Origin of the sequence: Candidatus Palauibacter sp. (assembly GCF_965237495.1) — a bacterium.
GTDB lineage: Bacteria > Gemmatimonadota > Gemmatimonadetes > Palauibacterales > Palauibacteraceae > Palauibacter.
The window spans coordinates 3662718-3676738 of sequence record NZ_OZ250143.1; the positions used below are offsets into that span (position 1 = coordinate 3662718).

Genomic DNA, 14021 nt, shown 5'->3' on the forward strand with positions numbered 1-14021 from the left:
CGTGCGTTTACGGCAGTCAGCGACGTGGTCCATGTCCCTCAGCCAGGGTGCAACCGGTGCTCGCAAGACCCCTGACACTTCGGCTCGGGTGCGCGGCCGCCATCGTCGCGAAGGCGGCGTGCGGCGGTTCCGGGACCGAGCCCGTTTCGAGGCCGGAACCGGAGCCCGAGCCCCCGCCGCCCGTCACGACCGCGGCGACATACCGCGCGGTCTTCGACGCGACGTGGAGCGCCTCGACGCACCCGACCAACTTCCCGGGCGGCGCGCACTTCTCGCCGCTCATCGGTGCCGTGCACAACGACAGCGTGACCTTCTGGGCGCTGGAGGGCATCGCCACGCCGGGGATCGAGCGCATGGCCGAAACGGGGGGCACCGCCACTCTGGCCGCGGAAATCCGCGCCGAAATCCCCGGCCCCGCGCTGACGGTCATCAACGGGTCCGGAACCCGAAGCCCCGGAAGCGCGACGATCCAGGCGATCACGCTGCGGGAGGACTTCCCTCTCGTCACGCTGGTCACGATGATCGCCCCGAGCCCCGACTGGTTCGTGGGCGTGTCGGGACTGTCGCTCCGGGACGACGAGGGGAACTGGCTCCAGGAACTCCAGGTCGTGCTGTACCCGCTCGACGCGGGGACGGACAACGGCGCCAACTACACGTCGGCCAACGACGACACGCAGCCGAAGGAACCGATCCGCAGCCTGCAGGGCCCGCACCCCTTCTCGGACGAACCTGTCGGCACCTTCACCTTCACCCGGACCGACGGTTAGCTGCCGCCCGCTTGCCGGCCGACCGCCAGCACGCCGATCCGCCCGACACGCTCGAAGTGCGCGTCTGCAGTGAGCACAGTTGAACCCGTGTGCGCGGCGCAGGCCGCGATCCAGACGTCGTTGACAGGTATCGGCGTGCCGGCCCGGCGCAGGTCCACCACGATGTCCGCGTAGCACGCAGCCACGTCGTCGTCCACGGGCACGACCTCAACTGTCGGACTGGCCAGGAAGTCCGACAGCCGGGCCTCCTCCTCCGCTCCCGCGGCTCCCAGCCTGAACCCGGCGCGCAACTCGCCGAGTACGATTGCGGGCACGCCGACCCAGGCCGCAGCATCGAGAATCATCCCGCACTGCCGGTCCCCGCGCAGGGCATCGATGTACGCCGACGTATCGAGGCAGTAACGGCTCACCGCCACATATCCTCATCGATTTCGTCGAACTGCTTCGTGGCTTCCTTGAACTCGCGGTACTGCTCTTCGCTCCACACACCCACAAACCGGGCCAGTCCGTTGGACCTCGTCGTCCCGACCCCCAGCCCCTGCTTCAGCAGATCGATCACGGTCTGGTTGAGCGACTGGCCGCGACGACGCTTCTCGGCATTCAGCGCGCGCCCGAGTTCCGGCGGCATCTTTCTCACGGTCAGGGTCTTCAACAGACGCTCTCCGCGCATGCATTGTCTTACATCAGTTGCTGCAACATTGTGGCAGCACCGTTGGCCGGTCAACGCCCGATCAGCTTGATGTCGCGGCGAGAGGAATGTTGACCGGGCTCGGTCAGACGACGTCGTCGAGCAGGAACAGGTCGGTGAGGAGCGCCCGCAGGTGGGTGGAAGCGTTGAGGTTGTCGATCAGCTGTGAACTGATCGTTTCCTGGGCGAGGACGAGGCGCACGGCGGCACGAGCCTTCGCGGCGTCCGCCGAGGTCACGTCGATCACGTCCCGGTAGACGCCCGCGGGCTCAAGGCCCTCCACCTCGAGCAGGCCGTGAAGGTCGTCCGCCAACGCACTCAGCGCCGCATCCGCCTGGCCGAGGAACTCGCGGAGCTGCCCGCCCACCTTCGAGGCCTCCTCGCCCTCGGCGCCCAGCGCGGCGTACGAGAGGAAGAACTCGTAGGTCTTCTCGAGCGACTCGATGTGGGCCTTGAGATCGGCGCGGTTCAAGCGGGAGCGACCGCGTCCGGGTCCGCCGAGGGGCCGTCGCCACCGGCTTCGGCGCCCGCGCTCTCCGACCCCAGCTGCCACATGGCCGGGTCGTAGTGCTCGAGGTACTCCTCGCGCGTGATCCAGCCCTTGATCATGGAGCGGGTCATCCAGCGCTTCTCGGGCCGGATCGCGAAGTAGACGTGGGCGATGACCGTCGTCACGAGTAGGACCCCGCACACGCCGTGCATGACGAACACGAGCCCCCACGTCGAGTCGGACAGGAAGTACGGGTTGCTCGCCCAGAACCAGGTGTCCACCCCCACCATCATGAGGATCCCGGTGACGATCGCCCCGACCGAGACGAGCGTGACGGCGTTGTGGTACGCGCGCTGGTCGAGGGGGTACTTGCCCGACCGCTCCTCCTTGGCCGGCTCGCGCCGGAGGAACTTCCCGACCGATGACAGCGCCTGCGCGATCTCCTTCTTCCCGATCCACACCGACCAGAAGTCCTGCTTCATCGTCGCGTGCACGATGTGGTAGATGATGAGGAGCGTGAGTGCGATTCCGGCGATCCAGTGGATGGTGACCCAGGCGAACTGGACCCCGATTACGGGAAAAAAGGCCGTGATCAGCAGCGTGAACATCGAGATCGCGGTGAGCCAGTGGAACGTTCTCGAAGCTGACGAATGGCGCTCGACCTGCTCGGGCACGTCGGGTGCCGACTCCGCCGCGGTCCTGGGAGCTTTCGGCGCCATGATCGACACATACAGCGCGTGTCCCACGACGAAGAGGATCCCGGCGAAGAGGGCGGCCCAGAGCAAGTCCCAGGCGACGCCGACGAGTACCTCCTGGCCCCAGGGATTCGGCGCCGTTCTGAGAATCTCCATTTACGCCATGTCTCCTCGCACCGCGCGCCGTACGAGATTCCGCGCGAGCGGCACCTTGTAGTCGTTGTGGCGGAGGGGCCGGAAACCGCGCGTGGCCAGTTCCCCGGCGGCGAGCCCGGTGTCGTCGTTCGCCGGCATCCCCTGCACGAGCGTCTCGACCTCCCGGAGCCGCAACGGCGTCGGCGCGACGCCGTTGACCGCGATCCGGGCGCGCTCGATCGTGCCGTTCGACTCCACGATGGCGGCGGCCACGCTGGCCAGCGCCCAGTCCCACGACTTGCGGTCGCGGACCTTCTCCCAGTAGAAACGCGCGCCCGCCCAGTCGCCCGGGATGCGCACATGAGTGAGGAGATCTCCCGGCTCGAGCGCGGTCATGCGCTGGATGTCGATCGCCGGGCCGATGAAGAAGTCCTCGGCCTCGTAGACGCGCTCGCCACCCGAGTTCCGCACCATCATCTGCGCGCCGAGGGCGACCAGCGCCCCGGCGGTGTCGGAGCCGTTCACGGCCACGCATCGGCTCTGCCCCGTGACGGCGTGCTCACGGTTCATGGAGCGGGGCGTGCCCGCGTAGCAGATGTTCCCGCCCGCGCGGTAGCACGGCCACCCGCCCCGGTAGTACCAGCAGCGCGTGTCCTGGATGAGGTTGCCGCCCAGCGTCCCCTGGTTACGGATCTGGGGCGTCGCCACTTCGGCGGCGGCCTGGGCCAGAATGCCGAAGCGCGATCGCACCTCCTCGCTCGCGGCGACGTCCCGGAGCGAGGTCATGGCGCCGATCTCGAGCCCGTCGCCGCTGGCGCGGATCCCCCGCAGCTCGCTCACGGCGCCCAACTCGACCACGACCTCGGGCCGCTTGATGCGGTCCTTGAACCAGTCCAGCGAGTCGAGGCCGCCGGCCAGGACCCAGGTATTGTCGCGCCGGTCGAGCACGTCCAGCGCCTCGTCCACGTTCGTCGGCTGGAAGAGCTCGAACGCGGGCATCATGTCGCGAATCACGGCCATCGTTCTTCTCCCCCTCAGCTATGAATCTCGGTGAGCTGGTGAGGCTGGACTCTGCCCTCCAGCTCGGCCAGGATCACGTCGGTGGTCAGCGGGATCCGGCACAGGCACCGGCCTCCCAGCGCGTCCGCGATCGCGGAGGTGACGGCCGCCGATCCGGCGCCGACGGGCGGCTCGCCGATCCCCTTGGCGCCGATCGGCGTCTGGGGGTCGGGCTCGCCGACCGCGGCCCAGTCCATGGAGAGCGGGACGTCGAGTATCCCCGGCGGTCTGGCGGTGTAGAGCCGGTGCGCGAACGGCACGCCCCACTTGGGGTCGTAGACCCACTTCTGGCTCCGCGCCTGGCCGAAGCCCTGCACGGCGCCGCCGTGGATCTGGGCCGCGAGGCTGCGCGGGTGGACGACGACGCCGCAGTCCGCGGACCCCGTGTAGTCGACCAGCCTCACGTCGCCCGTCTCGACATCGAGTTCGACGACGGCGAAGCCGACGACCCACGACCAGGTCTGGCCTTCGTGCGCGAAGTTGTCCCTCGCCACGCCCATCAGCCCCTGTCCGGCGAGGGCGGTGGCCGAGGAGCGGGTGGCGTCGTTGATGTCGTCCGGCAACTCGTGCCCCGCGTACTCACCGCCCATGGCGATGGCCCGCTCGGCGGCCTGCGCGAAGCTCATGGAGCCGCCGGGGCCCGTGACGCGGCCTCCCGCGACCCGATAGCCGCTCGCGGCGCCGCCCAGGCTCGCGGCGCCGACCTCCTGCAACTTGCGCTTCATGTCCAGCGCCGCCGCGTAGTTGGCCCGCGTGTGCGCGTGGATCGTCTGGCTCCCCGCCTGCACCGAGCTGTACGGCAGGTGCTGCGAACTGTCGCCCCAGACCACCGCGCAGTCCTCCCACTCGAGGCCCAGTTCGTCGGCCGCCGCCCGGGCGGTGTCCGCCATCGAATGCGTGCCGAGGTTCCCGATCCCCTGGTGGACGTACAGCTTGCCGTCGGGGCGGATGAGGAGGAGGCCGTCGAAGCCCGACGATCCCCCCACGTAGGGGCTGACGCCCACCCCGACGCCCGTGACCTTGGTGCCGTTCCGCTGGCCGCTGAGGGCCTGCTTCCCGGCCCAGTCGAACTGCTCGGCTCCGACCTGGATCGCCTCGCGGACGAAGGCGCTCGTCGTGGTCGCGCGCTGCTGCCCGAACGGCGAGTCGTGCGTGGGCGCGTTCATCTTCCGGATCTCGACCCGGTCGATCCCCAGTTCGCGCGCCGCCTTGTCGATCAGCGGCTCGAGCATAGCGACGATCTGCGCGCCGCCCGGCGCCCGCTGGGCCGCCCGCGGCGGCGTGTTCGTGTACACGGTGATGCCGCGGAAGCGCATCGCGTCCGGCTGGTACATGAGGTCGGCCACATTGCCGGCCTGGATGTAGTCGCCCGACCGGCCGTACGGCCCGTGGTCCTGGACGATGTAGAGGTCGATCGCCGTGATCTTCCCGTCGTTGCGGAACCCCATCTTCGTCCAGGCCTGGAATCCGGGCCGGCCGCGCCCGATGTACGTCTCCTCGTAGCGGTTGATCCGCAGCATCACCGGCCGCCGGATCTTCTTCGCGAGAAGCGCCGTGACCTGGTAGATGGTCGCGCCGGCGATCTTGGAGCCGAAGCCGCCGCCGCAGTACTGGCCGACGAAGACGAGGTCCCCGGGGTCGAGGTCGAGTTGGCCCGCCAGCGCGGTGTGCGTGCGCTGTGTGCTCTGGGTGGACCCGTACAGGTAGCAGCGGCCGTTGTCCCAGTACGCCATGGAGCTGCGGGGCTCCATCGGGTGGTGGGTCAGCGACTGGTGCACCATCGTGTCCTCGAACACGTAGTCCGCTTCGGCGAAGGCCCCGGCGAGGTCGCCGTGGTCCCAGGTGAAGTCCGGCTCGCCCATCGGCAGCCGGCGCTCGGCCTCCGCCGCGTCGAAGTCCGCCTGCGCCCACTTCATTTTCACGAATTCCCGCCCGCTCTCGCCGAAGCGCAGCACGTTGCCCTCGAGTCGGGCGTCCGGACCGCCGGGGCGGAGGCTATGGAGCGGGTCGATCGAGAACGGAAGCGGCTCGAGGTCGAGGTCGATCGCCTCGATCGCGTCCGCCGCCGTCGTCTCGTCGACCGCCGCCAGCGCGAGGATCGGCTCGCCCACGTACTTCGGCTCATCCGTGAGCGCCGCCTCGCCGGGCGCGTCCGGCTGGTTCACCTCGCTGGCGCGCAGGATCCCGAACACGCCGGGCATGGCGAGCGCCCGGCTCGCGTCCACGCTGCGCACCCGCGCGTGCGGCATGGGGCTCAGGAGGAGCTTGGCGAAGACCATCCCCTCCGCCTTGAAGTCCTCCGAGTACTTGGCTCGTCCCGTGACTTTCGCGCGCAGGTCCGGCGGCGAAATGTCCTGTCCGATCAGCGCCATTGTCGCCCTCCCCTCACACCATGCGCCGCGCGTATTCGGCGGCGCGCATGGCGGAGTTCAGGATTTTGTTGTAGTCGCCGCAGCGGCAGAGATTGCCGGACAGGGCGTACGCCGTCTCTTCCCGGGTGGCGTTCGGATTCTCGTTGATCACCGCGACCATGCTCATGATGAAGCCGGGGGCGCAGAACGCACACTGGAATCCGCCCTCGTCGATCACCGCCTGCTGCACGGGGTGCAGCGTCCCGTCCGGGCTCTCGAGCCCCTCGATCGTCGTGATCGAGCGGTCGCGCACGGCGTTCGTCAACGTCGAACACGAGTAGTGTGAGACCCCGTCGATGAGCACCGTACAGGCGCCGCATTCCGCACGGTCGCAGCCGAGCTTGGTGCCGGTCAGCCCCAGCTTGTAGCGCAGCGTCATCGCCAGCGTCTCCTGCGGCAGCACATCCACGGAACGCGAAACGCCGTTCACGTCGAGCGAGATCATGCGCGGCATCGAGGCCTTGACGACCGTGCTGGCCGAGAGCGGGTTCCGGGCCCGGAACAGGTAGCCGGAGGAGGAGGCGACGGCCCCCGTCGCGATGACCCCCTTGATGAACGTCCTGCGGGAATGACCGGTAGCGGGACCCGAGGGGGTCGCGGTCGTGATCTCTGCGTCACTCATGGGCGAACCTCAAGCGGGAGATCTGTACATGCCGTGCGCGGTGCCCCGGAAGTGGGGCGCGGCGACCCATCGTAAATCCTGTCATCCCCCGCCCGCCATGACAAGGCTTCGGATCCCCGTCCGGGGTCAGAGGATCCCCCGGATTCTCGGGTCCAGCGAGAGGAGGACCACCCAGTCTCCCTCCCCGGCCGACCCTCCGCCGAGACCGCGTATCACGTCGATCCGGAGGAGGTCGTAGAAGAGCCCGAGCCCGATCCCCGCCGAGGCGCGCAGCCCGGCGCTCTCGCCGACGCCGAAACGCCTCGCGGCCGCGTCGCCCGCCGTCCCGAGCCCGGCCCATCCCACGGCGCCGCGCGCGCGGAGCCGCACCCAGGGCGAGGCGAGGCTGCGCGACACCTCGGCCCGCCACAGGCCCATGCGGTCGCCGCCCCAGCCGCGAAACGCGTGGCCCGGGAGAGAGCCGCGGCCGCCGAGCAGGAAGAGCCGCTGGGCCGGAAGGTCCCCGCCCGCGGCGCCGAACTCGATCTCGCTCGCCCACCCCCACCCGCCGCCCAGGCTCTCTCGCGCGGCGCGCAGGGCGACCGTCGCCCGCCCGAAACCGAAGTCGCCGACGGCCCCCGTGGCCGCTTCGCCCGCGATGTCCAGCCCCCAGCGCGCCCCCAGTCCGCGTCCGAGGTCCAGCGCCACTCCGGCGTCCAGCGCCGCCAGGTCCCCCTCGTCCGCCGGTCGCACCGGACGGAGTGTCCCCTCCCCGAGCGGTGTCGTCCGCACGACGAGATCCGCCGCCCGGTGGCGCTCGGCCGACACGCCGACGCGCCAGCGGGCCGAGCCGGTCTCCCGGACGAGGCCCGCGCGCCCCCCGTCCGCGAAGTACGGGTCCTGGTAATCCTCTCCCTCGACCAGCAGGGCCAGGGTCTGGAGCGCCCCGGAGGCCACTTCGCGCCCCACGTCACGGTTCGCGTGCAGCCAGCCGTCGAATTCCAGCTCGAAGCGTCCCAGGCGCCGCCGGAGACCGACGCGGGCCTGCGGCCTCGCCTCGCCCGCCGCAAAGCCTCCCCACAACGAAAGTTCGGTCAGATCGTCGATCCGGTAGGCGCCTCCGGCCCCCACGAGAAGCCCCTCGGCGCGCCTCGCGCGGATCGCCCCCGACGCGTTCGGAAACCAGAGCTGGAGCCGCCGCCCGCCGAGCAGACCCTGTCGCGGGAGCAGCCTTCGGGCGTCGAGGACCGCCCTTTCGAGGTCGCGGCCGGCCCGTTCCACCAGCCGCATGAGGTCATCCCCCGTCGGGCCACTCTCGACCCCGGCGTCCTCGAGAGGGCCGCCGTAGAGCGAGGTTTCCCAGCCGTCGAAGCGGGCCAGATCCTCCTCCGGATACGCGTACACGTACTGGCCCGGACCGAGGCTGAAGGCGGCCGATTCATCGAAGTGGTAATCCAGCACCCTCAGACGCGTCCGGATCAGCGTCTCCAGCGGAAAATCGAGCCAGGGGAGCGAGCGCGTGATCTCCAGATCCTGTTCGACCGGAAGCCAGTGGCGCCCCTCCCACAGCGCCGAGCGCAGATCGACGACGATCCGGACGATTTGCCGGTCGAGATAGGCGGTGGGCGTGAACGTGAGCCGCATCCGCGCGATGGCGCCCGTGGCCCGTTCGAGGAAGAGCGAACCGACCACCGCGGGAGTCCCGCTTTCCCGCGGACGGACCTCGAGTTCGAACACCCGCGCGCTCCGGCCGCGGATCCGGATCTCCAGGGAGTCCGCGAGCCGGTAGTCGTAGACATCCCGCGCCCCGGTCCCGGCGGGGTGAAGGACGTGCTCTACCTCGTACCCGTCTCCGATCCGGATCCGGTCTCCGAAGTTGTCGAGGACGAGCAAGAGATGGTCGAGGTGATACTGGATGTTCGTCGGAAGGCGGAGTTCGTGGCGACGCCCGACGATCGTCTGCACGGTGCGGTCCGGCGCCTGCCAGCGGACGTCGAGGGCGACCTGGTCGGCCCGGATGACGTGCCGCTGCCCCCGGAAGTCTCCGATGTAGTAGAGGTGGCCCTGCGCCTCGGCCCGGAATCGCTCGAGCGAGCTGTCCGCCCATGCGTGCCGCCGCGCTTCGATCGCGCGCTCGATGAGAATGAGGGCCGCCTCGGAGTTCCAGCCATCGGGAGCTGCGACCTCCGCGCCCTGGACCTCCGCGCCCGCAGCCTCTGACGGGGGGATTTCCTGAGCCCCGGCGGCCGCGGCGACGCAGAGCGCCGCCAGCGTGACCGCCGCGGCCCGCGCCTCAGCCGAAGAGATCCTCCTGCCCCTCGCTTCCATCGTCCGGCTCCAGAACCCGACGGAGTCTGCCCGCCCAGTACTCGACATCGAACCCCTGCTCGTTCTTCAGCATGCGCTTGAGGACCGGCGACAGCTCGCGCAGCGCTCCCACGAGGTCCTCCGCGATGGAGCCGGCCTCGGCGGCCCGGGCTTCGTCCGGGAGCGACGCCATGTCGTGGAGGATCGAACCCTCGGATCGAGATGCGGTGACCGGTTCGGATCTCGTGGAGACGAAGACCTCCGTACGCCGGCCGGGTCCCCTCCCTTCCTCGATCGGGAGCAATCCGACGATCTGGTCGGAGCGCCAGTACTTCGCGTACCCCAGGTGGACCATCCGGTCGCGCTTGATCTCCACGCCGCCTCCCGTTCAACCTGCTCCCGCTCCGGAGGCCGTCAGAGGAAGACCGCCGCGGGCGGGATGAGCCCGACAGCCAAGGGCGGAAAGCTCGCGAAGCCCCGGCCCGCGCCGCAACCACCCGCCGCCGGAACCGCGCGGGTGAAGGCGCGTTGATTGCCCGTTGACCTCGCACCGGAACATCTTCACGCGATTCCATGACGAGACCACGTACGATCCGCGATCCCCTGTGGGGGAACATCCACGTCGAGGCCGACGCGGCCGAGATCCTCGACGCGCCACAGTTTCAGCGACTCCGGCGCGTCAAGCAGCTCGGGTTCGCGCATCTCGTGTATCCGGGCGGTGTCCACAACCGCTTCCTCCACGCGCTCGGGGTGTACCATCTCGTGTCGAGGGCGATCTCCTGCCTCGAGCGTGACGGACACCTCGCACCCCTGAGCGCGGCGGAACTCGACGAGCTGCCGGTCGTGCGCCTCGGAGCGCTTCTTCACGACGTCGGGCACTATGCGTTTTCTCACGCGGTCGAGGAACTCGGGCCGAAATCGATCCCGGGCGATCACGAGGAGATCGCCACGCGCTTCATGGCGGCGATGCCGATCCGGCGGGTCCTCGAGCGGTACGGCCCCGACGCCGCCGCGCGCATCTCGGCCCTCATCCGCGGCACCTCGGGACACCCGCTGCAGGGACTGATCTCCGGCTCGCTGGACCTCGACAAGATCGACTACCTGCGCCGCGACGCGCTCTTCTGCGGCGTGCCCTACGGGGCCGTGGACGTGGACCGGCTGCTGCCGGCGCTCACGGTCGCCCGCGAAGGCGATGGGCGGCCGCTCGAACTCGCGGTGAGCGAGAAGGGGATCAGCGCGCTGGAGACGCTCCTCTTCTCGAAGTACCAGATGTACCGGAACGTCTACTGGCACCACGCGGTGCGCGCCGCGACGCTGACCTTCGTGCGCCTCGTGCAGACGGCGCTCGACAACGGCCTGCTCTCCCCCGAGGACCTCGCCGGCCCAAGCGACGAGGAGCTGCTGTCGCTCATCGGCCGGCGGATCGAACGGTCGGCGACGCTCCGCGGCCACGACCCGGCGTCCGCGCTCGGCCGCGCCGCGAAACTGTTGCGGGCGCTCCTCGACCGTCGTCTCCCCAAGCGGCTGGTCGAACTGACCGGCGATCAGCTTCCGGACCGGCTCTCCTCGTGGCCGTCGCGGCGCGGCGACCTCGTCGCGGCGCTCGAACGCCGCATGGCCCGGGAGTGGGGCCTCCCCGAAGGGTCGGTGATGCTCGACTATCCGAGCTATCCCGGCATGCTCGAGCTCAACCTGCTTCTGGTGCGGAACGGCGGGGTCGTCCGACGCCTCACGACACTGGGTGAGCGAGGCCTCATCGACATTCCGCGACTGGGACACTCCCTGCACCATTCGGCGCGGGTGCTGCGCATCTTCTCCTTCGAGCCGTCGGCGCCCCGCGATCCCAGGCCCGTCCTCGCCCTGATCGAGGCGTCGGAACAGGAGGTGGAGGCCCGGCTTGCGGAAGGAGTCCCGCTCCTGGCCTGAGGGGTCTCCGCCCGGCGCGTTGAGCGTCGCGCCCCGCCCATCGCGCCGGGACGGTCGCGCGCGGTGCCGCCCACGCGGTAGGATCAACAGCCCGTGGCGGGGGTCCTACCACGGAGAGACCAGGCACCGGAAACCCGCAGAGGTTCGTCCCATGTCCGGATCGGCATTGCCGATCGATCCGGAGCGAAGCGCCGACCGCTCGCTCCGGATCCACCCGTCGTCGAACGGGGCCGCGCCCTCGACCGAGGCGCCCCTGGTGCGGCTCGACCATCTGGACACGCTGTGGTTCCAGGTGTCGGGGACGATCTGCAACCTGCGGTGCGTCCACTGTTTCATCAGCTGTGCCCCCGACAACCGGAGCTTCGAGTTCCTCCCGCTCGCCGAGGTCGAGGCGTGGCTCGTGCGCTCCGAGGGATGGGGGGTGAAGGAGTACTACTTCACCGGCGGCGAGCCCTTCATGCACCCGGACCTCCCCGTCATGCTCGAACGGACGCTGGAGCGGGGGCCGGCCTCGGTCCTGACCAACGGCACGCTGCTCCCGGAGCGAGCTCTCGCGCCGATAGCGCGGGCCGCCCGCGAATCCCGGTACTCGCTCGAGATCCGCGTCTCCGTGGATGGGCCCTCGCCCGAGACGAACGACCCGATCCGGGGCGATGGCACCTTCGCCCGCGCCATGGACGGCGTCCGCAAGCTCCTCGAACGGGGGTTCCTCCCGATCATCACGGCCACGCAGGTGTGGGAGCCGGAGCGCGACGAGGAAGTGCGGCAGGCCTTCGTGGCCCGTCTGCGGGACCTCGGCTACGCGAACCCGCGCCTCAAGATCCTTCCCTCGCTCCGGATCGGACGCGAAGCCGAGCGCGCGCGCCCCTACATGGACGAGGAACGGGTCACCGCGGACATGATGGAGGGATACGACGCGAACCAGTTGCTCTGCGCCTCGAGCCGCGTCGTGACGAGCCGCGGCGTGTACGCCTGCCCCATCCTCATCGAGACGCCGGAGGCGCGACTGGGGTCGACGCTGGAGGAGGCGGCGCGCCCGGTGCGACTGGCCGAATCGGCCTGCCATACCTGCTGGCTGCACGGCGCGATCTGCTCCAACTACGCGGGCATAGGGCAGGATGTCTCCTGAACCGCGCCGCATCGCCGTGTTCGGCGGCGTCTACAGCAACCACCTGGCTCTGGCGGCCGCGATCGAGGACGCGGCGACCCGGGGCGCGGATGCCCTCTACTGCCTGGGCGATCTGGGCGCCTTCGGTCCGAACCCCGACCGCGTCTTCCCGCTCCTCCTCGATGCGGACGTGCAGGTACTGCGTGGGAACTACGACGACTCGATCGCGCGGGGCCTCGATGACTGCCAGTGCGGATACACCGACCCGCGCGACAACCGCTTCGCCCGACTCTCGTACCGGTACACGTTCCGGAACACGGCGGAAACGTGGCGCCGCTGGCTGGGCCGCCTGCCGGGCGAGATCCGCCTCGAGGTGAACGACACCCGCGTCCTCATGTGCCACGGCAGCCCCGCCGCATGAACGAGTTCCTCTGGGAGTCGGCGACCTCGACACAGTTCCTGGCGCACCTGGCCCGCGAACGCGAGGCGGATGTCGTGCTCGCCACCCACACGGGGATCCCGTGGCAGCGGGCGCTGCCGGGCGGCGGGCTGTTCGCCAACGTCGGCGTGCTGGGACGCCCCGCGAACGACGGGCGGACGGACGTCTGGTACGCGCTGCTCGATTTCGGCCCCGCGGAAGGGGCGTCGCCGGAGGTCGAGTTCGTGAGCGTCGCCTACGACCACGCGCGCCTCGCCCGCGAAATGCGCGAGGAGGGGCTGCCGGAGGAGTTCGTGGAGACGATCCTGACCGGCTGGTGGACGACGTGTCTCGAGGTTCTGCCTGCCCGGGAACGGGCTCGCGGCCGGTACTGAGAGACCTTGGCAGAACCCCGGCCCGCGACGGACCCGAAGCCCGTGGGTCTGTTCCAGCATCCCGCCTGCAGCCGCCACGACACCGGGTGGGGGCACCCCGAACACCAGGGCCGTCTCCGCGCCGTGATGGGGGCACTCGAGCGGGCGCTACCCGAACTGCACGGAGACGTCACGCCCATCGTGCCGGAGCCGGCCGAGGCGGCGACGCTGGAGCTGGCCCACTCTCCGGGGCACGTCGAGCGGACCCGGGCCAGCTGCGAACGGTCCATCGAGACGGGACGGATCCTGAGGCTGGATCCCGATACACCCGTCTCCCCCCGGAGCTGGGACGCGGCGCTCGCCGCGGTCGGGTGCGGGGTTGCGGCGGTGGATGCCGTCCTGGACGGTGAGTTCCGCGCCGCCTTCTGCGCCGTACGCCCCCCGGGGCACCACGCGACGCGGGACCGGGCCATGGGCTTCTGCCTGTTCAACAGCATCGCGGTGGCGGCGCGCCACGCGTTGACCCGCCCCGGGATCGAGCGCGTGCTCATCGTCGACTGGGACGTCCACCACGGGAACGGAACGCAGGACATCTTCTACGACGACCCGTCCGTCTTCTTCCTCTCGATGCACCAGCACCCCTTCTATCCGGGCACCGGCATGGCCCACGAGCGGGGTCGGGGCGAGGGCGAGGGGGCGACGCTCAACCTCCCGATGTCCGCCGGTCTGGCGCCCGAACGCTACGTCGAGACGCTGCTCGACGGCCTCGATCGGACGTTGGCCCGCTTCGCGCCCGACCTCACGCTGATTTCGGCCGGCTTCGACGCTGGCGCGGAAGATCCCCTGGGCGGCTTCACGCTCACCGAGGCGGACTTCACCACCCTAGCGCGCGAAGTCCTGGGACGGACGCGAGGGACGGCGCGGAACCGCGTGGTCTCCTTCCTCGAGGGCGGTTACAATCCCGACGAACTGGGACGAAACGTCGTCTCCCATCTGACGGCCCTCCGCGACGCCACGGCCTGACCCGGTACGAATCAAAATA

15 protein-coding genes are annotated in these 14021 nt (G+C 70.0%); 6 read left to right on the forward strand and 9 right to left on the reverse strand.

Annotated features, from left to right (window positions below; all coding sequences use genetic code 11):
• Positions 1-56: 56 nt before the first annotated feature.
• Positions 57-767: a spondin domain-containing protein gene (locus tag ACPXY0_RS16115; protein WP_423926282.1), complete on the forward strand. Its 711-nt coding sequence runs from the start codon at positions 57-59 to the stop codon at positions 765-767.
• Here ACPXY0_RS16115 and ACPXY0_RS16120 read toward each other — a convergent pair.
• The 9 genes from ACPXY0_RS16120 to ACPXY0_RS16160 form a co-directional block, all read right to left on the reverse strand.
• On the reverse strand, positions 764-1177 hold the full coding sequence (locus ACPXY0_RS16120) for a PIN domain-containing protein (RefSeq protein WP_423926284.1): 414 nt from the start codon (positions 1175-1177) through the stop codon (positions 764-766). The two genes, ACPXY0_RS16115 and ACPXY0_RS16120, sit on opposite strands and share 4 nt — an antisense overlap.
• Positions 1174-1419 (reverse strand): hypothetical protein, encoded by a 246-nt coding sequence (locus tag ACPXY0_RS16125; protein ID WP_423926286.1) that lies wholly within the window; start codon positions 1417-1419, stop codon positions 1174-1176. Before ACPXY0_RS16125 ends, ACPXY0_RS16120 begins: the two co-directional genes overlap by 4 nt.
• Positions 1420-1540: 121 nt before the next feature.
• Complete coding sequence (locus ACPXY0_RS16130; protein WP_423926288.1) at positions 1541-1927, reverse strand: hypothetical protein; 387 nt, start codon at positions 1925-1927, stop codon at positions 1541-1543.
• Complete coding sequence (locus tag ACPXY0_RS16135) at positions 1924-2796, reverse strand: cytochrome b/b6 domain-containing protein (protein ID WP_423926290.1); 873 nt, start codon at positions 2794-2796, stop codon at positions 1924-1926. The genes ACPXY0_RS16130 and ACPXY0_RS16135 overlap by 4 nt, the downstream gene beginning before the upstream one ends.
• Positions 2797-3795, reverse strand: a complete 999-nt coding sequence (locus tag ACPXY0_RS16140; RefSeq protein ID WP_423926292.1) for an FAD binding domain-containing protein — start codon at positions 3793-3795, stop codon at positions 2797-2799. It lies immediately after the preceding gene.
• A 14-nt stretch (positions 3796-3809) separates the two neighbouring features.
• Positions 3810-6206 carry a xanthine dehydrogenase family protein molybdopterin-binding subunit gene (locus ACPXY0_RS16145; protein ID WP_423926294.1) on the reverse strand — a complete coding sequence of 799 codons (2397 nt, stop codon included), beginning with the start codon at positions 6204-6206 and terminating at the stop codon, positions 3810-3812.
• A gap of 13 nt (positions 6207-6219) precedes the next feature.
• Positions 6220-6867, reverse strand: coding sequence for a (2Fe-2S)-binding protein (locus ACPXY0_RS16150; protein ID WP_423926296.1), 648 nt, complete (start codon positions 6865-6867; stop codon positions 6220-6222).
• 126 nt (positions 6868-6993) lie between these two features.
• Positions 6994-9174 carry a hypothetical protein gene (locus ACPXY0_RS16155; protein ID WP_423926298.1) on the reverse strand — a complete coding sequence of 727 codons (2181 nt, stop codon included), beginning with the start codon at positions 9172-9174 and terminating at the stop codon, positions 6994-6996.
• Positions 9140-9529, reverse strand: coding sequence for a hypothetical protein (locus tag ACPXY0_RS16160; RefSeq protein ID WP_419943250.1), 390 nt, complete (start codon positions 9527-9529; stop codon positions 9140-9142). The genes ACPXY0_RS16155 and ACPXY0_RS16160 overlap by 35 nt, the downstream gene beginning before the upstream one ends.
• A 197-nt stretch (positions 9530-9726) precedes the next feature.
• Here ACPXY0_RS16160 and ACPXY0_RS16165 point away from each other — a divergent pair, with 197 nt between their 5' ends.
• The 5 genes from ACPXY0_RS16165 to ACPXY0_RS16185 all read left to right on the forward strand — a co-directional run bounded on the left by ACPXY0_RS16165 (position 9727) and on the right by ACPXY0_RS16185 (position 14002).
• Positions 9727-11079 (forward strand): HD domain-containing protein, encoded by a 1353-nt coding sequence (locus ACPXY0_RS16165; protein WP_423926300.1) that lies wholly within the window; start codon positions 9727-9729, stop codon positions 11077-11079.
• A gap of 151 nt (positions 11080-11230) precedes the next feature.
• Positions 11231-12208, forward strand: a complete 978-nt coding sequence (locus ACPXY0_RS16170; protein WP_423926302.1) for a radical SAM protein — start codon at positions 11231-11233, stop codon at positions 12206-12208.
• Complete coding sequence (locus ACPXY0_RS16175) at positions 12198-12608, forward strand: metallophosphoesterase family protein (protein ID WP_423926304.1); 411 nt, start codon at positions 12198-12200, stop codon at positions 12606-12608. The genes ACPXY0_RS16170 and ACPXY0_RS16175 overlap by 11 nt, the downstream gene beginning before the upstream one ends.
• A complete protein-coding gene (locus ACPXY0_RS16180; RefSeq protein WP_423926306.1) occupies positions 12605-13000 on the forward strand; it encodes a metallophosphoesterase family protein in 396 nt (131 codons plus the stop codon). Before ACPXY0_RS16175 ends, ACPXY0_RS16180 begins: the two co-directional genes overlap by 4 nt.
• A gap of 6 nt (positions 13001-13006) precedes the next feature.
• On the forward strand, positions 13007-14002 hold the full coding sequence (locus tag ACPXY0_RS16185; RefSeq protein WP_423926308.1) for a histone deacetylase family protein: 996 nt from the start codon (positions 13007-13009) through the stop codon (positions 14000-14002).
• Positions 14003-14021: the final 19 nt, after the last annotated feature.